Genomic DNA, 22,266 nt, shown 5'->3' with positions numbered 1-22,266 from the left:
GTCACCGAGCTTGGCGGTGGGCGCCGGTCGAACCGGTACCGCATCGTTCGTCCACCGGCACCGGCACCGGAAGCCGTCGCGGCCCCAACACCCGCGGAATCGGTGGTGGGCCGGAGATCGGCACCCTACCGGCGGAGCGAGGACCGGGCAGCCAGATCACCAGGACCGACGATCTCCCAGAGATTTACCTCGCGTACTCCCGGGGGGAGTACGCGGCAGCCGCGCCGGCCAGCCGGCCCGTCAAGGCGAGGCCGGACAGTGCCCGAGGATCTGCGAGCCCTCGCCGACGCGCTGGTCGCCCGGGGGCTCCGGGCGTCGTTCGCCCTGACGCCGGAGCAGGTGGATGCAGTGCGGGCCGTACTGAGACGTGCCGGTGTGGGGGCGATGGTCGCAGCGGCCTATCGGGCGCACCGTGCGGTCGATCCGGCCCGGTGGTGGTCAGCCTGGCTGAACATCTGGTCGGGTCTGCACACGGTACGCCCGCCATCCACGCCGGTCGACACACCGCCGCGCATGCCGGCGGCACCGGTCGGTGACGCGGCGGCGGGGGCGGCCGCCTGCCGCGCCGCACTCGCCGCGGCGAGACGCGGCCGGATCGGTACCGCACTGGCCTGACGCGCCGCGGCTGTGCTGCTGTCGCAGCTTCCGGAGGCCGAGGACCCGCCGGTGCGAGGCCTGGGTAGCCGCTCCAGAGGCCATCGACAGGTTCGGGCCGCCGTCGGCCGTGCCCGGCGGGAGACCATGGTCTGAGGGGAGCAACCGGCGGCGCTCTCACACCCGCCGGTAGTCGCTTCGCGGCGAAGGGTGTGGTCCGTCGACGCCGCCGGGCGCGCCGCAGTCGACAGGAGCTGCCGGCCGGGTAGCCGGTCAGGATCGCGCTGGAACGGCCACCTCCCAGCAAGCTGCCTTTGTTTGCTCTGCAGCATTGCATGCTGGCGTCGCCGTCAAGAGGAAACGGGAAACGCGCCGCGGCCGATGTCGTTCGTTCCGATAACTGGCACACTCGGACTGCGGGACACTCGGCTGATCGGACTGGCGATGTTCGGACAGCGGCGGAGGTCCACGTGCACGGCGACGGCCAGACATTTGGGAGAGAACTACGGAAGCTACGCCTGGCTGCGGGTGTCACGCTCAGTGTGTTGGCAAGAACCGTGCACTACAGCAAGGGTCATCTCAGCAAGGTCGAGCGGGGTGCGAAAGCGCCGAACCGTGAGCTCGCGCAACTGTGCGACGGTGCGTTGCGGACCGGCGGTGTTCTGCTCGCAATGCTGTCAACCGCTGATTCTTCACCGTCCTTGATGCGGGAAGTGGATGGCGGGGACAGTATCGAGGAGGAGGTTTGGATCATGCAGTTCTCCCCGGCGGGAGAGAGTTGGTTCCAGCCGATCGGAAGGCGGCAGATAGTAGCAGCCGGAATGGCCTCCGCGATGGCTGTCGGCCTCGGTTCGCCGAGCACCGCCGCGACCGGCTCAGACCTGGCGGACAGCTCGACGGTGGCGGTTTTCCAAACGTTGTTCGAAAACTACCGCCGGCTCGGCCAGTCGGTCGGTCCGGGTGTTGTCCTCCCCGCCCTCATAGCGCACACCAACACCCTGCGGGAGCTGTCCGTCCATGCGGCTCCACGCGTGCGGCGTGAGCTGCTCCGTCTCGGTTCGCGGTACGCGGAGTACGTCGGTTGGCTGATGCAGGAACGCGGAGACGACAGCGCGGCCCTGTGGTGGACGCAGCGGGCGGTCGAGTTGGCCGCCGCCGGAGGCGACCGGCAGCTCGCTGCCTACGCGAAGGTTCGCCATGCACTGGTCACTCTCTACCGGGATGAGGGCGACGAGACCGTGGCGCTTGCCCGGCAGGCGCGCGATGGCGCGCTGCCACCGCGGATCCGCGGACTGGCGGTGCAGCGGGAAGCGCAGGGACACGCGATCAACGGCGACTACGACGCCTGTATGTGGTGCCTGGACCAGGCCCGTGAGCTGCTCGCCGCCGCGGTGCCCGACGAAGGCGTGCCCGTCATCGGCAGCACCAACCTCAGCGACTCCGTCGGGATGATCACCGGATGGTGCCTCCTCGACCTCGGACGCCCGGCGCGGGCCGCTGATGTGCTGGACGCGCAGATGCGCCAGGTCCCCGCGGAGGCGGCACGTACCCGGGCCCGATACGGCACCCGCCAGGCGCGGGCCCATGCGACGGCCGGCGACATCGAACACGCCTGCGAGCTCGCCAGGTGGGTGCTCCCCGACGTACTGGCGGTGAGTTCCGCGACCATCGCCGCCGACCTGCGGGAGCTGTTGCGCACCCTCAAGCGGCATCCCCAGAATGCGTCAGTCCAGGAACTGGCGCCGATTCTCACGGCGGCCCTGACCGTCGTGACCCCCTGAGGAGGCATCAATGCCCGAGGTCTTCATCAACTACCGCACCGGCGACGGTAACAAGACGTCGATCACGATCGAACGGGAGCTCTCCCACCGTTTCGGAAGCGAGCGGATCTTCCGGGCTTCGAAGTCGATCCCGCTCGGGTCGCAGTGGCCCGAGGAGCTGCTGGTCAACGCGCGGCGGTGCGCGGTTCTGATTGCCGTGATCGGCCCGAAATGGGCGCAGCACGAGGCGTTGCGCGATCCGCAGGACTGGGTGCGGCGGGAGCTCCTCGAGGCGCACCGCAACAACAACACCATCATCGCGGTCATGGATGGCCATGAGGTGGACCGGCTGCGCAGCTCCGACCTGCCTCCGGAACTCGACTGGTTCGCCACCAGCCAGTCCTACCGCCTGGACGAGCACAACATCGGGCGTGACCTCAACACCCTCGGCGACAAGCTGAGCGAACTCGTCCCGGCCCTGCGCGCCGCCGACGCCAGCCGGGCGGACTCGGCGGTCCCGCAGCTGGCCACGAACTCGGTCGGGGAGGCATACGGCACAGTCCTGTCCGGCGTCACCGTCACCGACGGTGACGCCGGGGGAACCGTCGTGAAGGGAACGAGTGGGGCGGTGAACGTCGGGCCGGGGAACTTCTACAACAACTCGCCGCAGTTCTCCGGAAACGGCGTCAACTACACGGCGGGTTCCCACACGGGCGACATCAACCAGCGCTTCTCCGTCGCGCCGGAGGCACCGGGGCAGGAATGAGCGATCAGACGAACATCAGCATCGGCGGTGCCGGGGTTCTCAACCTCTTCACCCACGGCGGATCTGCGGACAACCGGGCAGATGCGTGGACCCCGCACCGGATTCCCGAGGATGACCTTACCTGGCTATATGACCGGTTCGTCCAGCCACCTGGCTACCGAGAGGCACGCAGGGTCCTGATGGTCCATCGAACCGTGCTGCTGCGCGGAGAATCTGGCAGTGGACGACAAACAACGGCGCGGATGCTTCTCCATGATCTCGCCAGGCCGTCCGGCACACTCCATGCCCTTTCACCGGAGACCGACGATGGCGGCCCGACGATTCCACCGGATCGTATCGATGCCGGTGACCAGATGTGGCTTGACCTCACTACCGCGGATGACGTCCTCTGGCGCAGGATCAACGGCGAGCTGCCGGCGCTCCGTGCGACCGTGGAGGATCGCAGGGCGTATCTGGTGGTGATTCTCCCGGAGCGGGCACGTGTTCCCAGCGACGTCGACCGGATCCTCGTCGAGATCGAGCGGCCCGACGCAACCGAGGTCCTGCTGAGGCACCTGCGGACGGCGCAGATTGATCTCGGTGAGAAGGCCCAGCTCGATGCCGACCTCGCCGCCGCTCCGGGGCGAGTTCCTCCCCTGCGGTGGGTGGCGGAACTCGCCGCGCTGGTCTGTCGCGCACGTGACCGGGACTCCACCGGCGGCGCCGCCCAATGGTACGCACGCGCCAAGGCTGCCGTGGCCGATCAGTCGCTTCGGGTAGCGGAGATACTGCGAGAGGTCGACGGTGGTGTCGACAGTGGTCTCGAACGGGCGCTTCTGCTGACGGTCGCGATGGTTCATGAGGGGTCGTTGCGCGATGTGCACGCGGCCGCCGAGATGCTGTTGCAGGTCACGGAACACCCGCCGACGGAGACGCCGCTGCTGTTGCGGAACGATCTCGCGGCGTGCCTCGACACCATCGATGCCGGCGAGGATGCGTCCGGCCAGGTCCACTTCACCCGGCTCGGCCTCGACGTGGCCGTTCGTCTGCACTACTGGAACCATCGGCCCGATCTGCGGCCCTATCTGATCCGCTGGATCGACCGAGTGGTCGAGTCATCCGTCCTGACGCAGGACGGGCTCATGCAGCTGGTCACCCGCTTTTCCGAGCAGTGCCTGCAGAACCGCCACCCGGATGACCTGTCCACACTCCAGGAGAAGGTGCGGAGATGGACGGCCGGGTCCATGTCCCCTTACGGGCAGAGTGCGTGCGCGGCGTCACGGGCTCTCGACTGCGCACTGCGAAACGAGGCCGCCGCCGGTCAGTTCCGGAGAAAGATCCTCGACTGGTCGACGGAGCCGAAGCTCAGTGCCGCTCTCACCCACGTTCTGGTCGAGATGTGCGTCGAGGTGATCTCGGAGCGATATCCCGATCAGGCTCTGGTCCGGCTGCACCATCTGACCCGCCGCCACCGTGACCTGACAGAGCCGCGGTCGGCGCTGCTGCGACTCGTCGAACAGGTCCCGGGCCTGCGGCGGCAGATGTTCGACCGGCTCGCGCAGACCTTCGGCTCGGTGATGGGCTCGGACCGGGCGCGATGGGCTGTGGACACCGGCCTCTTCCTGGACCTTTCCGCGCCCGAGGTCCTCCTGTACCCCCATGACCGTCTCGCCGAGCCACTTCTGGACGAGCCTGCGGTGCGCGAGCATCTCGCTCTCTGCTGGGGCGGTGTGCTGACCACGGAGCCGGCTGTCTGGGCTGGACGCCTGCGCAGTTGGCTGCTGGCGTTGACGAAGGACGAGCAGCATCGCGAGACGGTCCTGGATCTGCTGGTGGCCGGTTGCCACCGGCAGGTCGACGCTCTCTCGGCTCTGTACGAGGTCGCCGGTACCTGGGCCGAGGACGCCTCCGCCGCCGAGGCCTCGGCACGTGACCAGATCAGAACACTGCTGCTGCGGAAGATCCGTACAGCGCGTAGACCCATATCGAAATGACTCGCAGATGATGAGCCTGTTTCGTTGCACCTCGGTCGACCGCGATCGTCGCGGGTCGACGCCAACGATGGAAAATCCTCAATGCAGGGGGGAAATGCTGTGCTGTTCGGCCGTAAATACTTTCTCGGCCTACTCGGCGCCGCCGGAGGGCTGATCCTGGTTCTTGTCCTTCCCTGGAGCAGGCTGCCCTGGGGACGGCTGGTGGTGCTGCTCGTACTGGCCGCTGCTGTCACCGGGCTGATTCTCCTGCGCAGACCCGCTCGTCGCCATCGCGGGTTCGCGGATGTGGGCGATCATTTCCCGCCGCCCGCACCGATGCCGGCCATGGCGCCGATCAACGAGACCCGTCTGGATGACGTCAGAGTTCCGAGTGACACCTGCGACTACTATTTCCAGTTCTCGGCCACCGTACGCTGGGCGCAGACTGATCCGCATCGGGTCACCACGCTCGTCAACCAGGCCGCCGCCGCGTGTGAGGTGATCATGCAGCGTGCCAGGCAGGTGACCGAGAAGATTTCGCCGGCTCAGGTGGCGCTCGCGGCCCAGGAGCTGGGGGGAGCACTTGGCTATCCGGAGCCTGATCGCTCCGGCAGCCTCATGGTGATGGCCGAGGGCATCAAGCTCGCACTCGACCACGAGGATCAGGAACGTCTGCGAAAACTTGCGGACCTGCGCAAGGACGAGGAGATCTGGCAGGCGCAGTGGCGCTCGGATCAGCGCAGGCGTCAGCACCTCGCGGACGACGTACTCAGGGACACCGGCAGCACCGTCGTGTGGTGGCTTGCCCGTAACGACCACAAGGTCGACACAGCCGTCGGGGATCTGCACAAGCTCGCCCGGTTGTCCGCCGCCGCGAACAACCGCGACCTGCCGGACTGGTATCACCGCCTCGACCATTCCCCGGCGCGGCCGACGGCCTCCGATCCGAGCGGCTCAGACGACTTGGGGGACACGGACAATCTGGGGAACGTCATCCTCGCCGGACCGCCGGACATGCCGCCGGAGACGGCTGCCGGCATCCTGGAGAGGCTGCTGGACACGGCAGGCCTGGGGCGGGACCAGGACAAGGACCGGAGGCTGCGACGGCTGCTCACCGACGAGATCGCCGAGGTCTTCCGCGACCACCAGTTGGACGACTTCGCGCGGATCGTGCGACCGACGCCTTCCGCTGCCTCTCCAACGAGCCCGGCGGGGCCCGTGTCCGCTTCTCCACCTACTGACCAGGATTCGGATGGAGGCCGCCGTGTGGATGCGGATCCGGCCGGCGGTGCTGACGGGCACGCGCACCCGGTGGCAGGAGTCGACCAGGCCGCCGACGACAGCGGCACTGGGCCGCTGGGGGACCGGCGCAGGTAGGGCGGTCGCCTACTACCTCCCTCAACGTCGCGGACTGGTCGGGTACGTTCCCGTCGATGTCCAAGCTGGCCGTGCGGGCCGAGGCGTCGGAGTCCACCGCCCGGCGTGCGCTCTCTCGGGCCTGCCGGCGCCGGCCCGCGGGCCGGGCGCTGGGTGGGTACCGCGGTGCTGGGTGATGTGGTCAGCCGGTCGTGGGACGAGCCTGCCGCCAGGGGCGGACGGGTCCGCCCGCGGGGCATTTCCACCAGGGTGTGGCGTTGTGGACGGCGGGGCGCATGGGGTAGGGGTGGCCGGGGCAGGGTGGTGCGGGGTCGGAGATCCAGGCGTCCGCCAGGGTGGTCTGCAGCCAGTCGGCGAGGTCGACCGCGAGCTCGGCCGCGGGTGTCCCGGGGTGGGCGAAGAAGAAGGTCGTGGCGCCCTGAGGGTCGCGGGAGCGGACGGGCCAGGCGCTGACCCAGCCGGGTAGATCCGCTTCCGGCACGGTGACGCCCAGCTGGGCGGAGGCCTCGTCCGGCGTGACCGGGCTGTCCGCCACCCAGCGCAGGGCGCGGGCCAGTTCGGCGTTGTCCGGGTCGTCGACGGTGACGGTGAACCGCCGGGAGAGGGGAAGAAGCTCGGCCAGCGCCGCCGCCAACGCCTCCTCGAGACGTCGCCGGGCGGAGAGCAGGCGCGCGGCGGCGATGGGTGGCGGTCCGGCGTCGCCGCCCGTCACGGAATCGACATCTTCGGAGAAGGTGATGTCGATCGCGGACATGTAGACCACGGACAGGCCTTCGTTCGGATACCCCTGCATCCCACGACATGAACTTCCTGGACGACACCCGCGCGGCGGACCGGGCCTGTCAATCTACCTCCCGGATCATCCTTTCGGTACCTACCGTGACGGTTCTGTCGCAGAGTGAGCGGATGCTCCGTCTCACATGCCATCGGCTGCGCCTTCAGATCGTCATGAGGATGGGTCACTATCTAGAGTTCGGCGGAGTCATAGCCGTCAGGTCCGGTCCAGAACTGGGTCCCGTAGATCTGCGGCTCGCCGCGGGCACACAGCACCCGATCGGTCAGGTAGGCGAGCTGCCCTGTGGAGGCATCTCCGGCCACGAGCGCGGCTCGCAGCAGCTCCAGACATTCCGCCTGGAACGTCGGGTCCCGGTCGGCGTGCTGGGCGATCAGCCAGGCGTGGCTCGCTCCGACCGGCCCGACCAGTTTTTCACCCGGCCAGCCCTGCTCGGCGATGACCATCCGCAGCCATGCGGTGTTGTTCTCGTCGACAGCCCGCATCCGATCAGCCAGGGCCTCACGCTCGGCGTGGTCGGCGGCCTGGGCCACGCCATCGCGGCGGGCGGGGTTGCCGAGCGGGGCCGTGGCATGCGCCAGCCAGGAGCGCCGTACCTGCTGGTCGACCTGCACCCGCCGCGCCAGCTCCTCCCGAAGATCTTCCCTCATCGGCTCATGGTGGGTGAGGCGGGAGGCGGCTGCGGTCCGCCGATGTTTGTGAACCGTGAACGGCCACCCAGCCACCCAGCCACACCCACAAACAACTACTAAGTGGGTGTTCGATCCCGCTTCAGGACTATTGCCAGGTCCATCTCCCGTCTGGCGGCCACGCCCGGTCACCCTTCACATAAATCCGTGCAAGGTCTGGTCCGTTCTACCCGATATGACGTCTATGATGACGCCGAATTCGAACCGAAGGATCCTGTCTCATCCCGCTGTCTGATGTTCTGGGGCCATCGCCGGCGACGAATTTACGACAATCCGGGCAGGTAGCCGCAGTCTGCGGTAAGCCGGAAACATGACCGAGCAGCGACCGTACCCAAGCAATCTGTCCGATGCCCGATGGAACCTGGTCGAACCTGTGTTGACCGCCTGGCGCGCCGAACGCCACAAGAAAGGCCTGAGTATCGGACGTCCCGCAGCGCATGACCTACGTAGCATCCTCAACGCCATCCTGTACGTCGACCGGACTGGTATCCCTTGGCGCTACCTTCCCCACGACTACCCGCCCTGGGAAACCGTCTACGGCTACTTCACCCACTGGCACAACGACGGCGTCCTCGACGAACTCGTCGAGCGGACACGACTCCACGCCCGCACCGCCGCAGGCCACAACCCCGAACCCACCGCCTGCGTGATCGACTCCCAGAGCGTCAAGACCGCCCCCACCGTTCCGACTGCCACACAGGGCATAGACCCCGGAAAGAAGATCGTCGGCAGAAAACGCAACATCATCGTCGACACCCTCGGACTGCTACTCACGGTCCTGGTCACCACGGCCAGCACACCCGATGGCCCCGCCGGCATCCAACTGCTGACCACCGTCGCCACCGCCCATCCCACGATCCGCAAAGCCTGGGCTGACAGCGCCTACCGCACCGCGGTCATCGAACACGGCGCCAGACTGGGCATCGACATCAAAACCGTCCGCCGCGACCCCAAGACCAAGGGATTCATCCCCCTTCCACACCGTTGGATTGTGGAGCGAACCTTTGGCTGGCTGATGTCCTACCGGCGCCTCGCCCGCGACTACGAAGCCCGCCCCACCCACTCCGAAGCCACGATCCACCTTGCGATGATCGACCTCATGGCCCGCCGCGCCACCGGCGAATCAACCCCAACCTGGCGAGGAACATGAATCCGAATTAAACGGAACCCGCGGGATCGAACACCCACTAAAAGTTATATCCCGTTACGGATCGACTGGAATAGCGCGGGAATCCGATCGGTGCATCCAGGCTGAGCATCCTTTCCCGAGGACCGGCGAGAGGCTGGTCGGGCCTCGTACACGACCCTGACCGCGACCACGCTATCGATCTTGATGGAGGAGTGGCGAGTGGATCCCCGCGAGGGATGTGCCGGGACCCTGGCGTTGGAGCCCCAGGCCAGGGCGCTAACGTACGTCCCCGTCACCGAATACGAATCCGGGGGGATCGTGCCTTGATGATGTTGTCTCGGTTGTCCGGTCAGGGATGGCGAGCCCTGGGGCCGCGCCCGTTCAGCATGAAGCCCGATCGCCGCGTGGGGGCCGAGCTGTGACCGTACTTGCCAGTTTTCTGATCATCGGTGCGTTGGTCTGCATGGTGGTGGGCGTCATCGCGCTCATACGCGGCCGGTTCCTGCGTGCTCGGATAACCAACCGCCGTACCGCCGCGGGTGTCACGGTGGCGGCACTGGTTGCCTTCGCGGTGGGTGGCGGGCTCCTGCCCTCGGACGAAGTCGACGGGGAGGAAACGGCCGCGGTCGCCGCGGCATCTGTGCCGTCGGCACGGCCCAGCCCGCTCGTCACGGTAACCCCGCCCCAGAGTGGGACGGCCACGCCCACACCAACCGCTGTCACGCCCACGGCGCCACCCACCACGCAGGCGCCCGTGCCCCAGGCGCCACCGACCACGGCCGCCGGGCGGCCGGCGGCGCAACCGACCGTCCAGGCGCCGGCAGCTGCCGCCGGGCAGCCGCCGGCGGCGAACCCACCTGCAGCAGCCGCACCGCCCGCTGCGGCCCAGGCACCGCCCGCCGCGGCCCAGGCACCGCCGCCCGCCGCACCTCCCGCGCAGCAGCCCGCGGCCAATCCGCGCACCGGATGCGAACCGTCCTACCCCGACGTCTGCCTGCGCTCGGGCATCGGTGACTACGACTGTGAGGGCGGGCGCGGAAACGGCCCGAACTACGTCCGCGGGCCGCTGCGCGTCACCCCGCCCGACCCGTTCGATCTGGACAGTGACGGTGACGGCCGGGGCTGCGTCAGTTAGCCGACGGACATCCAGCGCTGCTCGTCTCCACGGCCAACCGCGACCATGAGCAGCGCGCCTGGCCTGCGGTCTTCCGTTGGTCCTGACGATCGTTACGGACGTCGTCTGATGCGACCCCGTCCCGTGCTGTCCGGCGGGGAGTCGGGCCCTGGAGAAACGCGGCTTCGAGAGTGTCCGTATCAGCGGCAGTCAGCACAGATGCGCAACCTTGATGGGCACTTGCTGTGGCGCGCGCCATGCGTCGACGCTGTCCACCTGATGCCTGCCGCTGTCGCCGGCCGAATGCGACGAACACCCCCCGAAGGCCGCTGGTCCGGTATCTGCGAGGATGGCCGACGGTCAGCGGGGGGTGGCCGCGATCGTCCTGATGACCACGGCTCAGGTCGACATGTCCGTCAGCGCCCCTCGAAGAGGGGGAGTGGGCGGAATGGATCTGCCGGGTCGGCTGGGGCCCTGTGAGTTGACCCGGCGGATCGGTGCCGGGGGAATGGGCGTCGTCTACGAGGGGTCGTACGACGGGGCGCGGGTGGCGGTGAAGGTCATCCGCGCAGAACTGGCGGAAGACGAGGAGTTCCGGGCCAGGTTCCGCCGGGAGATCACTCTGATGCGCCGCGTCCATGGAGCCTGCACGGCTCGAGTGGTAGCCGCTGATCCTGACGGCGATCCTCCGTATCTCGCCACCGAGTTTCTCTCGGGACCGACGCTGACGCGGCACCTGCGCACCCACGGCCCGATGAACCCGACGCTCGTGCGAGCGCTGGCCGTGGGGCTGGCCGAGGCGCTCATGGCGATCCACGAAGCGGGCGTGGTCCACCGTGACCTCAAACCAGGCAACGTGCTGCTCACACCGACCGGTCCGAAGGTCGTCGACTTCGGGATCGCGCAGGCGGCGGATGTCACGGTGTTGACCCGGGTCGGTACCGCCATCGGAAGCCCCGGCTACATGAGTCCCGAACAGGTGGGTGGGTATGGCACCGGGCCGGCGACGGACGTGTTCTCCTGGGCGTGCACGGTTGCCTATGCGGCCACTGGACGCTCCCCGTTCGGGGACGGGCCGACCGACGCGGTTCTGTTCCGGGTCCGGCACGATCCGCCGAATCTCGCAGGGGTGCCCGCGGACCTCCATCCTCTGCTCTTCCAGGCGCTGACCAAGGATCCAGCCCGGCGACCGGACAGCCCATCGCTTGTGCGGAGCCTCCTCGTGGGCACCGAGGACGACGGCGTGAACGTCGACGAGGCCGACACGCGGCTCCTGTCGGACGCGGTCACCAGGATAATCGCCGCGGAATGGTCGAAGAACGCTGACGTTCCCCCGGCTGTACCAGGCGATACTGGCGGGGGATTTCCCGCTGCGGCCGACGTGGTACCGCCGGAGCGGCGACGCCGGCTCCGGGTTCTGTCCGGTCATCGCCGTCGACCAGTCGTGGGCGCGATCGCGGGGGCACTGCTTCTGTCCGCGTTCGCTGCTGGCGCTCAGATGAAGGTGCTCGGCGGAGAGGGTTCCGGCGCGAGCCTGTCGTCAGCGACAGCGGGCGGTTCGACGGCCAGTATCAGCCCGACCGCTCCGGGCACGACGTCCGGAGCGGGGAGCGCCGGTGAGGAGGGGGCTTCCGTGCCGGCGGCGGCAGGCAGCCCCAGCCCCACATCCATTGCCCCACCGGTCACCGCTGATCGGCTGGAACCAGGCGTGCGTCTTTTCACGGATGCCATGTACGGAGATGACAAGGCCTGGGTGTGGGAGATCCAGGGGCTTCAAGGTGTGATGTACGGCGGCAGCGAAGGACTGGGATTCGATGCTCCGCTTCTGGGCGCGTGGTGGTCGCTCGCCGACTGGTGTTCGGTCGGTGGTCATGGTCGGCCAGGGGAATGCTACGACCTCGCGTCCAACTTCGTGACCAGGTGGTTCGATCGCGATCCGCGGAAGATCAACACTGAGACCTGGGCGGGAGCCGGAGCAGTGGCGGGAAACGTCATCGACGGCCACGGAATCACCGAGAAGTACCTGCGGGCGTACCCGAAGATCATGACCGTCGACGCTCTTTTCCCTGGGAGGCCGGGACACAGCTTCCTCTGCGAGCCGGACTGCGTCACCGTGATTGACGGAGGGCGATAGGCGCCGCTCCCGCAAGCGAATATGGGGGACCGCTCCGGCAGGTCGCCGGAGGATCGCGGCCTGTGTGCCACATCCCTGGACTCCACTCCCGCCTCGATCTCGATCGCGACGGGGTCGCCTGCGGCACGGCTGACGGCCGCTATCTCCTCGCGCGGCGCGGTCGCCACCGGCGAGCCCTGGTAGGCGCTGCCGCGCAGCATGCCGGTGACACGATCCATCCGGCGGCGATGCCCGGATGCGATAATGGCATCGCAATCTGCCTTCCGGATCAGCAGACCTCCCGGTGGTGAGAGGGCAGGCGCACCTCTCTCGGGTAGTGCCACATCGCCTTGACCACGTTGTAGGCGGCCGGGCACCCGATCTCGCCGAAGGCATGGGCCTCCGCGAGCACCTCGGCCGCGTCGAGGACACGGATGCGGCTGGGGCGGTGCCGGGCGAAGTCCGCGGCTGGGCCGTCGTCGGTCACGAACACCCGGGCGGTGGCGGCCGTGCGCTCCAGCAGACGGATCGACTCGGCTTCGCCGAGATGCTGGAGCGGAGTGGACCGGGTGCCACCCAGGCCGCGACGGATGAGGTCGACCGCCTCGTCGTCGCCAGGCTGGTCGAGCCGATGAGCCGGACCCAGCCAGGTGTTTTCGAGGTTGAGAACATCCTGCAGCTTCGCCTCGGCCGGCAGGCCACGGCGGATTTCGTATCGTACGCCTTCTGTCCACCCGGCCCGACCGCCGAACCGTGCCTCCAGAATCGGCAAAGCGCCGACTACGGAGAAATTCTGCAGCGAACAGGCGTCGAAGAGAACCAGGGAACGTGCCGGAGGGCCAGTCCTGTCGGACTCCGGTGCATCTCCAAGGCGCGGATTCACGCCACCAGTCTATAAGCGGCCCACGGACGACATCACAGGACGAGTGTCGGGTCGTCGTCGGCCAGTTCCTCGTCCGTCATTGGTGGGAGGGGACTCAGCTGTCTGAGGAGCGCACCTTCCGGCACACACATGAGCCGGGCGAGTACGCGCACACCGATCAAGCCGTTGTTGTACGCATCCACCGCGCGCTGGAGCAGACCGCTCGGTACCCGCCGCGCGCCGATGCTGCGTAGCTGACGCTGGTACTCCCCAGCGTGGCCTGCCAGCAGTTCAAGCCGCCGCGCCGACATCTGTCGGACCCGGTCCCGGCCGAGGGCATCCACGAGCTCGACATTGTGGAGACGGAAGGCGAGCGCATCCAGGCTGACCTTGAACTCGGCGAGCATCGCACCGATCGTGACCTCGGTCGTGCCCACCGGCCCGAGCGCCCTGCGCAACGCCGGCACCGGCATGAGAAACGCCGCGGCGAAGCTGTTGGCGCGGCGCTCCTCCACACTCCGCTCCGGGCCGAAAAGGTCTTCGTCCAGCCGTATGCCGTGAATGTCGCTGAAAGCTATGTGCCCGAGCTCATGAGCGAGGGTGTAGCGCTGCCGCGTCGCCGGAGTGGCACTGCTCACCAGAGCCAGGCGGTAGTTGCCACGGCTGATGCTCAGCCCGTCCAACCCTGGCGGCAGCTTCTCCACGGCGACGTCGACGCCCAGCCGCTGTTCACAGAAGTCGGCCAGACTCTCGATCGGCCCATCGCCGATCCCAGCCAGACCACGCACCTCGGCAGCGAGCGCGCCGGCCTGATCGACCCAGCGACCGGAAGAATCTGGAACGGAAATCGGAAAACGGCTCGGCGGCGCCGGCAGCCCCACATCGGACAACAGCCCGTCGATCTCCAGGAGCTCGTCCACCCGGCGCATAGCCTCGGTCACAGCCGGATTTGCGGCAGGCTGTACCCGGGCGGCGATCCGAACATCCTCGCGGTCGTCGGCGGCGAGGATCTCGTCGACCGGGACCCCCGTCACCTCGGCGACGAGCGCCAGCTCCAGCGAACTCAGTCGCCGCCGGCCGGCAAGTACCTTCGACAGGGCAGTCGGATCAAGACCCGCCGCGTTCGCCACGGCCCGCTGGGTCAGGCCCGATCGTTGGATGGCCTCCCGCACCCGGACAGCAAGAGTCTCAGGATCCACCGCCTCAACGTAGTCGTAGGTTGCCGAAATCGCAACTGTCTACCACTCGATCAAAGGGCGGAGGGGTTATGCGACGAGGTGCGTAGCGCCATCGCATGCTGTTTCGCGTGCCGGAGGCCGATGCGGGCGAGGAGCTCGCGGGCTCCGGGTTCGCGCTGGTAGGACGCGAGACGTTCGTGGTATGCCGGCCCCGCCGGAGCGTGTCTGCGTGTACGCGGTGAACGCCGTCGGCGGGGGCCGCGCGTCCGGCCCCACTGATGGGCGGGTGCACGCGGGCGGGTTCAGGTGGTGGCGGCTTCGGTGGCGATGCGGAGCTGTTCGGCGTCGACGATCTGGCGGGCCAGTTCCTGTTCGGACACGTCCACGGCGTCGGGGGTGCCCTCGGCGACGGCGCTGCGGCGGGCGAAGGCGTCGAACGTCCGCCGCTTCTCGGCGAGGATCTCGCGCAGGCGCTGGTCCACCCCGACGGTGCTGACGAGGCGGTGCACCTGTACGCCGCGGACCTGGCCCATCCGGTGGCACCGGGCGATCGCCTGCTGCTCCAGGGTGGGTTTCACCTGCGGCTCACACAGGATCACCACGGACGCCGCCTGCATGTTCAGGCCGGTGCCGCCGGCCGCGATCTGGCTGACCAGCACCGCCGGGCCGGTGACGGAGCTGAACTCGTCGACGAGGCGTTGCCGCGCGGTGGCCGGCGTGCCGCCGTCGAGGGGGCCGACGACCGTCACCACGCCACCCAGCTCGGCCCGGAGCGCCTGCTCCACCACCGTGAGGACGTCCAGGAAGTAGGAGAAAACGACCACCTTGCGCCGGTTGGACGCCGCCTCGGCGACGATGTCGAGCAGTCGCCGCAGCTTGCCGACCTGCCCGCCAGGACCGCCGGGGGTGCCAGGGGTGCCAGAGTTGCCGGGGGCGGCCGGGGCCGGGTAGGCGGCGCGGCGCATGGCCATGAAGTTGCCGGCCAACACGGCCTGGCGGTAGGCCTGCTCCTCGGCCGGGCCGAAGTCCTCGGCTTCCTCGACCTCGATCAGTTCGGGCAGTTCGGAGAGCACGTCGTCGATGTTGCGGCGCAGGTAGGCCGGGGCGACCGCGCGTCGGAACGCCTCGGAGGCCATCCGCAGCGGTCCGGTGCCCGGGTCGGTCGTCAGATCCGGTTGCAGGTAGCCGACGAGGGCGCGGAACTCCTCCACCCGGTTCTCCATTGGGGTTCCGGTGAGGAACAGCACCCGCCCGGCCCGGTCGGCGAGCCCGCGGACGGCCTGCGAGCGCAGGGTCTGTGGGTTCTTGATGTAGTGCGCCTCGTCGACGACCAGCATCCCGATCTCGACGTCGGCCGGGACCGCCAGGGACCTCGCGACGTCGAAGGTGGTCACCGCGACACCGCCGTCGCGCGTCCAGCGGCGCAGCTCACCGGCGCGTTCCGGCCCGTGCAGGCGGCGGGCGGTGAGCAGGCTGCGGGCCTCGACCTCCCGCAGCCGGTTGACCAGGACGGCGGCCGGCGCGACCACGAGGAAGTGGGTGGCGCCGAGCGTCCGCAGGTGCGCCAGCGCGGCGATGGCCTGGATCGTCTTGCCCAGCCCCATCTCGTCGCCGATGATCACCCGTCGTTGGACGAGTGCGAACCGCGCGCCGAACGCCTGGTAGCCGCGCAGCGAGACCCGGCGGTACGACTCGTCGAGCTGCTGGGCCCGCACCCGCTCGGCGATCTCGGCCGGCAGGCCACCCTCGGCGGCGGCGACGTCCAGCCCGAGGTCGACGATCTGGCTGAGCAGGCCGTAGTACTCGGGGGCCCGTCGCTCGAAGTCCGCCCACACGGCCGCCGGTTCGACCGGTGCGTCCACCAGCTCGCCCGCGGAGCGCAGCGGGCCGGTGATCTCGTCCGGTCCACCGAACGTGATCAGGCCGGTCCCGGTCGCCTGCCCGAGCAGCTCGTCGAGGCGGGTGACCGCCCCGACCGCCTGCTCGCGCGCGGACGGGCTGGCGAACGTGTGCCGTAGCCATCCGCGGGCCGGTGCGGCTGCCCGGGCCAGGCCGGGTAGTTCCTCGGCCAGGGTGGCCACCGTCTCGCCGGCGTGTACCTGGGCGAGGGTGCGTTCGGACGCGGTCGAGCCGATGCAGCGCGACGAGCAGGCCGGTGCTGTAGGGGTTGGCCGGGTCGAGCTCGATGTGGAACCGGATGCTGTCCTCGGTGGCGGCGGAGAGCTGACGGGCGGCGGCGACGATCTGCGTGATCGACCGTTCCCCGAGACCGGTGATGCGCGGGGCCGGAGCAGGCCCCGTGTCGAACGTGTTCAGGACGTCCAGCACGGTGCGGAACCCGGCGCCCTCCAACGGCCCCAGGCGGACCCGCTCGCCGGTGACCTCCCGCAGCCGGGCCAGCGGCATGGTCGCCAGGTCGCGCCGGACCATCTGACCGCGCAGTGCCACGAACCGCTGTTCGACCTCCCCGCGGATCCGCGCCCTGCCCGCCTCGACGGCGCGGGGGGCGGCGTCCAGGGACGGGGCCTGGACGCCGACGCGGCCGGTGCGGGTGGCCCGGGAAGGCGTACACCGGCGCGGGTCGCGAGACCTGCGGGGACGACGAGGCCCACCGCTTCCACGACCGGCTCGGGCTGGTCGAGATGCAGATCCGCCTCGATGTCCGCGAGCCGGCGGTTCAACCGGTATTCCAGCGCCTCCGCACGCTGCCGCGCGGTCGCCGCGCTGATGCGGCCCTCACGGGAAGGGCGCTCACGGGACGTGCGGTCGGGGGAGGCGGGTGTCACCGCGTCGCCGGTCGCCCGCGTCGTGCCTCTCCGCCCCGCCGGGCCCGGATCATCGGCCCGCCAGGCCTGCCACTTCTCGATCTCGGCCCCCAACCGGTCGGCGACGAGCCGCCCTGCCCGCTCCGCGGGTGCCTGCACCCGCGCCCGGACCTCGTCCAGGTGAGCGGGCAGGAGATGGTCGAACGCCCAGGTCCGCACCACGTCCGCCGGCGGTTCACGCAGCCAGGGCGCGGCATCCCGGCCGGGGGCGGCGAGCGCCGCGGCGCGCACGGCGTCCACCGGTCCCACCGCATACGCATACGCATACGCATACGCATACGCACCCGTGCCCGTGCCCGTGCCCGTGCCCGTGCCCGGGGCCGTCCCCACGTCCGTGGGGGGTCGTGCAGTTCCAGGTAGCGCAGGTACGGCGCGGGTTCCCGGACCGACGCCGTGCCGTCCGGGCGCAGCTCCACCACCGTCATCCGGCGCGACACCACGCCGGCCGGCTGATGACCGTCCCGGACCTCGGCGCTGACGATCGCGAGCAGCCGCGGGACGCCGCCCGGATCTGTCGGGTCGACGAACACGGTTCCGCCCCGCAGCACGTCACGGGCCCGGCGCAGGACCCCGTCGGCGACCGCCTCGACGAGCGGATGCGACGGTTCGAGCAGCTCCGCGGAGCCCTGCCGCACAGTGCCTTCGGACCGTGCAGTGCCTTCGGATCGTGCGGAGCGGCCGGCGGGCCCGGTACCGAAGGTGATCCGCCGGTAGCCGGGATGCACGACCCGCCGGACGGGAGACACGCCAGCATCCTGACCGGTGTGCGCGGTACGGGTGTCCCGCGTCCGCCGGCGCCAGCCCGTGCCGGCGCCGCAGCCCGTCGACCTGCGCGGCGGCCAGGACGTCCGTGTGCAGGGCCCGCTCGTCGAGCAGCTCCACGAGCCCGGTGCCGACCGCCGCGTCGATGATCTCGTGCAGCCTGCCTCGGACGTCCGGGCTGTCGCCGTACCGGATCGCCTCGATGAGCAGGTCCCGCAGCGGCCGGTCGGCGAACGCCTGACCGAGGACGTCGAAGACCTTCCCGGAGTAGGCCTCGTGCTGCTGTTCGATCTTCTCCAGCAGCCGGTGGAACACGTCACCCTCACGGGTGTCGGTGGCCACCGGGTTCCACAGGTGGCACACCTCGCCCTGCCCGATGCGGTGGATGCGGCCGAACCGCTGCTCGATCCGGTTCGGGTTCCACGGCAGGTCGTAGTTGACCATCAGATGTGCCACCTGGAGGTTCACACCCTCACCGGCGGCGTCCGTGGCGACGAGGACGCGGGCCCGCGGATCGGAGGTGAAACGCCGCTGGGCCGCGAGGCGGCGCTCACGGGAAAGCCCACCGTGGATGAACTCCACCGCGGCCGTGTCGCCGAGCAGTGTGGTGATCCGCTCGACCAGGTAGGTCTGCGTGTCCCGGTGCTCGGTGAAAAGGATGATCTTGCCGAGCTGGCCGGACTCGTCCCGGGTGCGCAGGTCGTCCCGCAGGATCGTCCGCAGCTCCGACCACTTGCGGTCGGTGTCTGCCGACCGGACGCGGCGGGCCATGCCCACCAGGTGATCCAGCGTCGAGATCTCCGCCTGGAGCTCCTCGCGGGTCCGGGCCGCGATCGCAGGGCGGGAGCTTCCAGCCGGAGCGCGATGCGCATGACTGGCTGCGATTCTGCCTGCGGGCCCACGATCTGCAGGCCCAGCTGGTCCAGCGCCGTCTCGAAATCGCGGCGGATGTCTGGCGGGCGCTGGCGGACCAGGTCGCGGCGGCCGGGCTCGGTGAGCGCACCGTCGCCGCGGTGTACGCGGCGACCCGGCCCGGGGGAGCGCGCCGTACGACCTACATGGGTGATGAGGGTCTGACCCGCGACCAGGCGATCCGCGACCTGCAGGCGCTCAGGGCCGCCGGTCTGATCGAGGAGACCGGCCACGGCCGCACCCGGCGCTACCTCGCAGCAGGCACCGCCGCACAGGCGGAACGTTCCGTCCGCGCCTTCGATCACCAGCCAGCCGCTCCGCGACCCCTACGGCGCCGACTGACGTGAAGGAACGCCAGCAGGGGCGCAGTCGGGTTGCACCGCGGCCCTGCTGACACCGCCGCAGGGCCGCGGTCAGCCGGCCGAAGCAGGGTCCTGCCGCCAGGGGCGGACGAGGTTGCCTGCAGGACATTCCCACCAGGGTGTGGCGTCGTGCACGGCGGGGCGCATCGGATGGGGGTGGCCGGGGCAGGGCGGTGCCGGGTCGGAAATCCAGGCGTCCGCCAGGACGGTCTGCAGCCAGTCGGCGAGGTCGACCGCAAGGTCGGCGGGGGGCGTGGCGGGAAAGACGTAGTGGGTGATCGTGCCGTGGGGGCCGCGTGCCGTGACGGGCCAGGAGCTGATCCAGCCGGGCAGATCCGGCTCCGGCACGGTCACGCCCATCTGCGCGCAGGCTTCGGTCGGGGTGATCGGGCTGTCTGCCACCCACCGCAGCGCGCGGGTCAGCTCGGCGTTGTCCGGATCGTCGACGGTGAGGGTGAGCCAGCGGGAGAGCGGGAGGAGCTCGGCCAGCGCCGCCGCCACCGCCTCCTCAACTCGTCGCCGGGAGGAGAGTAGATGCTCGCCGGCGACGGGTGGCGGCTCGGCGGGGTCTGGCGGAGAGCTGTCGTCCTCTGACAGGACGATGTCGACCACGGTCACCCACGCGGTGGAGGGCGCTCCGTTCGGGTACTCCTGCATCCTCGCGCCTCGAATCCTTGGACGACACGGAGTCTTGTCAGTACTCCGCCTGGGGCAACAGCCGCCGATGGTGATTGCCGTACTGGGCGCCACTGAGTAACCGGATGATACTGATTGGTGGTGGCGAGGTCTGCTGTCGTTCGCTGCCCGGGGTGACGACACCGGCGACTGGGGTGAGAGTGGCACGCACGCTTCTTGAGACGCTCGGTGACTGCGTCCGGCGACTGGAACGGTACGGCGGGCAGCGCATCGGTGAGCAGAACACGAAGGCGAGCCTGATCGAGCCCGTCATCGAGGCGTTGGGATGGGACATTCACGATCTTGACGAGGTCAACCGGGAGTATCGGTACGGCGGGTCGGCGAACCCTGTCGACTATGCGTTGCTGCTGCGGCGCAGGCCCTGTCTTTTCATCGAGGCGAAAGGCCTCGGCGAGGATCTCGGCCAGCTGAGGTGGGCGACGCAGATACTCAGCTACGCCTCGGCTGCCGGGGTGCGCTGGGTGGTATTGACGAACGGCGCGGAATGGCGCATTTACAACGCGCACGCCCCCGTGCCTGTCGAGCAGAAGCTCTACCGGACGGTCCGTCCCGCGGAGAGCACCGACGAGGCGGCACGCGTTCTGGAACTGCTGGGCAAGGACGTGCTGGGCAGTGATCGCATCGAGGACCTGTGGCGTTCGGAGTTCGTCGACGGGCAGGTCCGGTCGGCGCTCACGGAGCTGTTCGACGGAGGGGAACCGGCGCCCGAGCTGGCCGCGCTGGTCCGCCGCCGCGCGCCGGGCCTGAACGAGGCTGAGGTACGGGACGCGCTGATCCGGGTCCGCGCGGCCTTCGACTTCCCCGCCGCGGGCCTGGTCTCCAGCGTGGTCCCGGCACCTCGGGAGGCGTTGCCGGCTGCCACGGATGTTTCCGGAAGCGATTCGTCTTCACCGGGGCGAACGGCAGGGGCAGGCCGTTCGGGTCCGCCTGAGCTGAACGGCCGTCCGGCGGCCCCGGCCACCGGCGCTAACCCGTCGAAGGCTGTGCCCCTGTCAGCGGATTCCACCCGGGTGACCCGTGTGGAACGGGATCTGGGTATGACCGATCTTCTCGCCGCCGGGCTGGTGCAGGCTGGCAGTGCGCTGACCGCTGTGTACCGCGGCCGGCAGCGGGAGGCGCAGGTACGGTCGGACGGCATGGTCAGTTTCGGAGGGCAGCGGCTCTCGTTGAGCGCGGCGGGGGCGGCGGCGAAGGTGGACATCGTCGGACCCGATCTGCCGGAGAGCGCCCGCTCGACGGACGGCTGGGACTTCTGGAAGGCGCCCGACCCGACGACTGGGCGACTCGTCAGTCTCAAGCGCCTGCGCCGAGATCTGGCCCAGTCCCGCCCGAACCGTCAGGGTGGGCGATCGGCCTGAGGGCTCTCCGCGCATGCCGTGAGCAGGGCTGCACCAGCTGGGGCGGTGGGGCGTGGTCTGGCCGGGGAAGGAAATCGCGGCCGCGCCCACGTCATCTCGCGGCGGGCGCGGCCGTACGGGCAAACGCTTTCTGTCTGGTGTGACGACGGCGGTCTCCTGCCGCCAGCCGCGGCTTCAGCCGAGGAACTCCCGGGCGCACCGGTCGACCTCGACCTGGTTGTTGCCGGCGTCGTCCAGGCAGCTCACGTAGGTGCGACCCTCGTCGGAGGCCAGGAAGGCGATGGACGCGACCAGGACGATCAGCGCGATCACCACACCGACCGCGCCGGTGATGACGCCGGCCAGTGCCATGCCGCCGTTGTTGGCTTCCCGGCGATTGACCCGGCCGCGGCCGAGGAAGCCGCAGACCAGCGCGCCGACGCCGAGCAGGATGCCGCCGATGACGGTCCAGGAGAGCAGGATCGCGGCCACGCCGAGGACCAGGGCGGCGACGCCGAGACCGTTGCGGGGCTGGCCGCCACCGTAGGGGCCGTAGCCGGGCGGCGGATAGCCCTGACCGTAGGTCGGCGGGTAGCCCTGGTTGTGGGGCGGGTAACCCTGGTCCGGCCCCGGCGGGTAGCCCTGGCCTGTGGGCGGGTACCCCGGGTTCGGTGGGTATGCGGGGCCACCTGCTGCACCCTGGCCGGGCTGGCTCGGGTAGGGCGGGTGGCCCTGGCCGTATCCGCCCTGGTCCGGGCCCGGGGGGAACCCCATGTTGTCGCTCACGTGCCGTCCGGCTCCCCTCGTCCCGCTGTACTGCTGTCGCTTGTCGCTTTCCGGGCGGCGCCCGTCACGGATCCAACCATCTATGCGTGTCGCGGGTGACGCCGCGGAGCAGACTGGCTTCTCCCGAGCCGCCTGCGGGCGTGGGTGGGATGGTGCCCTTACGCGAGCTGGCCTGAATGTGTAGTCTGTGAACTCGGTACACAGCTTTCGGCTTGCGGGTGAGACGCGCCGGCCGGGCTGCTTCGAGGGGGAGATGAGC

Annotated in this window: 19 protein-coding genes and 1 pseudogene; 11 read left to right on the top strand and 9 right to left on the bottom strand. The window is 69.6% G+C overall.

Annotated elements, in window-relative coordinates; all coding sequences use genetic code 11:
- The first annotated feature begins 258 nt into the window (after positions 1–258).
- The 6 genes and pseudogenes from B207_RS0122145 to B207_RS37120 all read left to right on the top strand — a co-directional run bounded on the left by B207_RS0122145 (position 259) and on the right by B207_RS37120 (position 6,449).
- Entirely contained in the window at positions 259–615 is a 357-nt protein-coding gene (locus B207_RS0122145; protein WP_018638793.1) for a hypothetical protein, read from the top strand.
- A gap of 314 nt (positions 616–929) precedes the next feature.
- A pseudogene (locus tag B207_RS42965) lies at positions 930–1,205 on the top strand (helix-turn-helix domain-containing protein); the annotation flags it as partial.
- A 210-nt stretch (positions 1,206–1,415) separates the two neighbouring features.
- Positions 1,416–2,375 (top strand): hypothetical protein, encoded by a 960-nt coding sequence (locus B207_RS0122140; protein ID WP_018638792.1) that lies wholly within the window; start codon positions 1,416–1,418, stop codon positions 2,373–2,375.
- A 10-nt stretch (positions 2,376–2,385) separates the two neighbouring features.
- A complete protein-coding gene (locus B207_RS0122135) occupies positions 2,386–3,120 on the top strand; it encodes a TIR domain-containing protein (protein WP_018638791.1) in 735 nt (244 codons plus the stop codon).
- Positions 3,117–5,093, top strand: coding sequence for an nSTAND3 domain-containing NTPase (locus B207_RS0122130; protein ID WP_154675537.1), 1,977 nt, complete (start codon positions 3,117–3,119; stop codon positions 5,091–5,093). The genes B207_RS0122135 and B207_RS0122130 overlap by 4 nt, the downstream gene beginning before the upstream one ends.
- An 81-nt stretch (positions 5,094–5,174) precedes the next feature.
- Positions 5,175–6,449: a hypothetical protein gene (locus B207_RS37120; RefSeq protein ID WP_154675536.1), complete on the top strand. Its 1,275-nt coding sequence runs from the start codon at positions 5,175–5,177 to the stop codon at positions 6,447–6,449.
- A 181-nt stretch (positions 6,450–6,630) separates the two neighbouring features.
- Here the strand turns inward: B207_RS37120 and B207_RS0122120 are convergent, their stop codons facing one another.
- Both B207_RS0122120 and B207_RS34920 read right to left on the bottom strand, forming a co-directional pair.
- On the bottom strand, positions 6,631–7,242 hold the full coding sequence (locus tag B207_RS0122120) for a hypothetical protein (protein ID WP_018638788.1): 612 nt from the start codon (positions 7,240–7,242) through the stop codon (positions 6,631–6,633).
- Between the two features lie 173 nt (positions 7,243–7,415).
- The gene (locus B207_RS34920) at positions 7,416–7,892 is read right to left on the bottom strand and encodes a DUF6624 domain-containing protein (protein ID WP_154675535.1); all 477 of its coding nucleotides are present in this window, start codon (positions 7,890–7,892) and stop codon (positions 7,416–7,418) included.
- Between the two features lie 349 nt (positions 7,893–8,241).
- On the opposite strand from B207_RS34920, the gene B207_RS0122110 reads away from it, so the two are divergent.
- The 3 genes from B207_RS0122110 (at position 8,242) to B207_RS37115 (ending at position 12,308) form a co-directional block, all read left to right on the top strand.
- Complete coding sequence (locus B207_RS0122110; RefSeq protein WP_018638786.1) at positions 8,242–9,081, top strand: IS5 family transposase; 840 nt, start codon at positions 8,242–8,244, stop codon at positions 9,079–9,081.
- Between the two features lie 397 nt (positions 9,082–9,478).
- Entirely contained in the window at positions 9,479–10,195 is a 717-nt protein-coding gene (locus tag B207_RS0122105) for a hypothetical protein (protein WP_018638785.1), read from the top strand.
- A 427-nt stretch (positions 10,196–10,622) separates the two neighbouring features.
- Entirely contained in the window at positions 10,623–12,308 is a 1,686-nt protein-coding gene (locus B207_RS37115; RefSeq protein ID WP_230205164.1) for a serine/threonine-protein kinase, read from the top strand.
- A gap of 268 nt (positions 12,309–12,576) precedes the next feature.
- On the opposite strand, the gene B207_RS37110 is transcribed toward B207_RS37115, so the two are convergent.
- The 5 genes from B207_RS37110 to B207_RS37095 all read right to left on the bottom strand — a co-directional run bounded on the left by B207_RS37110 (position 12,577) and on the right by B207_RS37095 (position 18,685).
- Positions 12,577–13,059, bottom strand: coding sequence for a hypothetical protein (locus B207_RS37110; protein ID WP_018638780.1), 483 nt, complete (start codon positions 13,057–13,059; stop codon positions 12,577–12,579).
- Between the two features lie 143 nt (positions 13,060–13,202).
- Positions 13,203–14,348 carry a helix-turn-helix domain-containing protein gene (locus B207_RS37105; RefSeq protein WP_084692259.1) on the bottom strand — a complete coding sequence of 382 codons (1,146 nt, stop codon included), beginning with the start codon at positions 14,346–14,348 and terminating at the stop codon, positions 13,203–13,205.
- A gap of 281 nt (positions 14,349–14,629) precedes the next feature.
- Positions 14,630–16,408: a DEAD/DEAH box helicase gene (locus B207_RS34900; protein ID WP_018638776.1), complete on the bottom strand. Its 1,779-nt coding sequence runs from the start codon at positions 16,406–16,408 to the stop codon at positions 14,630–14,632.
- 231 nt (positions 16,409–16,639) lie between these two features.
- Positions 16,640–17,392: a hypothetical protein gene (locus B207_RS40005; RefSeq protein ID WP_026311314.1), complete on the bottom strand. Its 753-nt coding sequence runs from the start codon at positions 17,390–17,392 to the stop codon at positions 16,640–16,642.
- Between the two features lie 309 nt (positions 17,393–17,701).
- A complete protein-coding gene (locus tag B207_RS37095; RefSeq protein WP_084692262.1) occupies positions 17,702–18,685 on the bottom strand; it encodes a helicase-related protein in 984 nt (327 codons plus the stop codon).
- A 287-nt stretch (positions 18,686–18,972) separates the two neighbouring features.
- On the opposite strand from B207_RS37095, the gene B207_RS41765 reads away from it, so the two are divergent.
- A complete protein-coding gene (locus B207_RS41765) occupies positions 18,973–19,173 on the top strand; it encodes a hypothetical protein (protein WP_018638775.1) in 201 nt (66 codons plus the stop codon).
- Positions 19,174–19,239: 66 nt separating this feature from the next.
- On the opposite strand, the gene B207_RS0122065 is transcribed toward B207_RS41765, so the two are convergent.
- Positions 19,240–19,845: a hypothetical protein gene (locus B207_RS0122065; RefSeq protein ID WP_018638774.1), complete on the bottom strand. Its 606-nt coding sequence runs from the start codon at positions 19,843–19,845 to the stop codon at positions 19,240–19,242.
- A 179-nt stretch (positions 19,846–20,024) separates the two neighbouring features.
- On the opposite strand from B207_RS0122065, the gene B207_RS0122060 reads away from it, so the two are divergent.
- The gene (locus B207_RS0122060; RefSeq protein ID WP_018638772.1) at positions 20,025–21,242 is read left to right on the top strand and encodes a restriction system modified-DNA reader domain-containing protein; all 1,218 of its coding nucleotides are present in this window, start codon (positions 20,025–20,027) and stop codon (positions 21,240–21,242) included.
- Between the two features lie 174 nt (positions 21,243–21,416).
- Here B207_RS0122060 and B207_RS0122055 read toward each other — a convergent pair whose 3' ends face one another.
- Positions 21,417–22,007, bottom strand: coding sequence for a DUF4190 domain-containing protein (locus B207_RS0122055; protein WP_018638771.1), 591 nt, complete (start codon positions 22,005–22,007; stop codon positions 21,417–21,419).
- Positions 22,008–22,266 lie beyond the last annotated feature (259 nt).

Source organism: Parafrankia elaeagni (genome assembly GCF_000374165.1).
Classification (GTDB): domain Bacteria; phylum Actinomycetota; class Actinomycetes; order Frankiales; family Frankiaceae; genus Parafrankia; species Parafrankia elaeagni.
Note: the sequence above shows the minus strand (reverse complement) of the source record. Positions and strands in the feature narration are given on the sequence as shown.

Bases quoted from the DNA above. Each gene is read 5' to 3' on its own strand.
- B207_RS0122140 (WP_018638792.1), top strand. From the start codon at position 1,416: ATGGCCTCCGCGATGGCTGTCGGCCTCGGTTCGCCGAGCACCGCCGCG.
- B207_RS0122135 (WP_018638791.1), top strand. From the start codon at position 2,386: ATGCCCGAGGTCTTCATCAACTACCGCACCGGCGACGGTAACAAGACG.
- B207_RS0122130 (WP_154675537.1), top strand. From the start codon at position 3,117: ATGAGCGATCAGACGAACATCAGCATCGGCGGTGCCGGGGTTCTCAAC.
- B207_RS37120 (WP_154675536.1), top strand. From the start codon at position 5,175: ATGCAGGGGGGAAATGCTGTGCTGTTCGGCCGTAAATACTTTCTCGGC.
- B207_RS0122120 (WP_018638788.1), bottom strand. From the start codon at position 7,242: ATGCAGGGGTATCCGAACGAAGGCCTGTCCGTGGTCTACATGTCCGCG.
- B207_RS34920 (WP_154675535.1), bottom strand. From the start codon at position 7,892: ATGAGGGAAGATCTTCGGGAGGAGCTGGCGCGGCGGGTGCAGGTCGAC.
- B207_RS0122110 (WP_018638786.1), top strand. From the start codon at position 8,242: ATGACCGAGCAGCGACCGTACCCAAGCAATCTGTCCGATGCCCGATGG.
- B207_RS37115 (WP_230205164.1), top strand. From the start codon at position 10,623: ATGGATCTGCCGGGTCGGCTGGGGCCCTGTGAGTTGACCCGGCGGATC.
- B207_RS37095 (WP_084692262.1), bottom strand. From the start codon at position 18,685: ATGGCCCGCCGCGTCCGGTCGGCAGACACCGACCGCAAGTGGTCGGAG.
- B207_RS41765 (WP_018638775.1), top strand. From the start codon at position 18,973: ATGGGTGATGAGGGTCTGACCCGCGACCAGGCGATCCGCGACCTGCAG.
- B207_RS0122065 (WP_018638774.1), bottom strand. From the start codon at position 19,845: ATGCAGGAGTACCCGAACGGAGCGCCCTCCACCGCGTGGGTGACCGTG.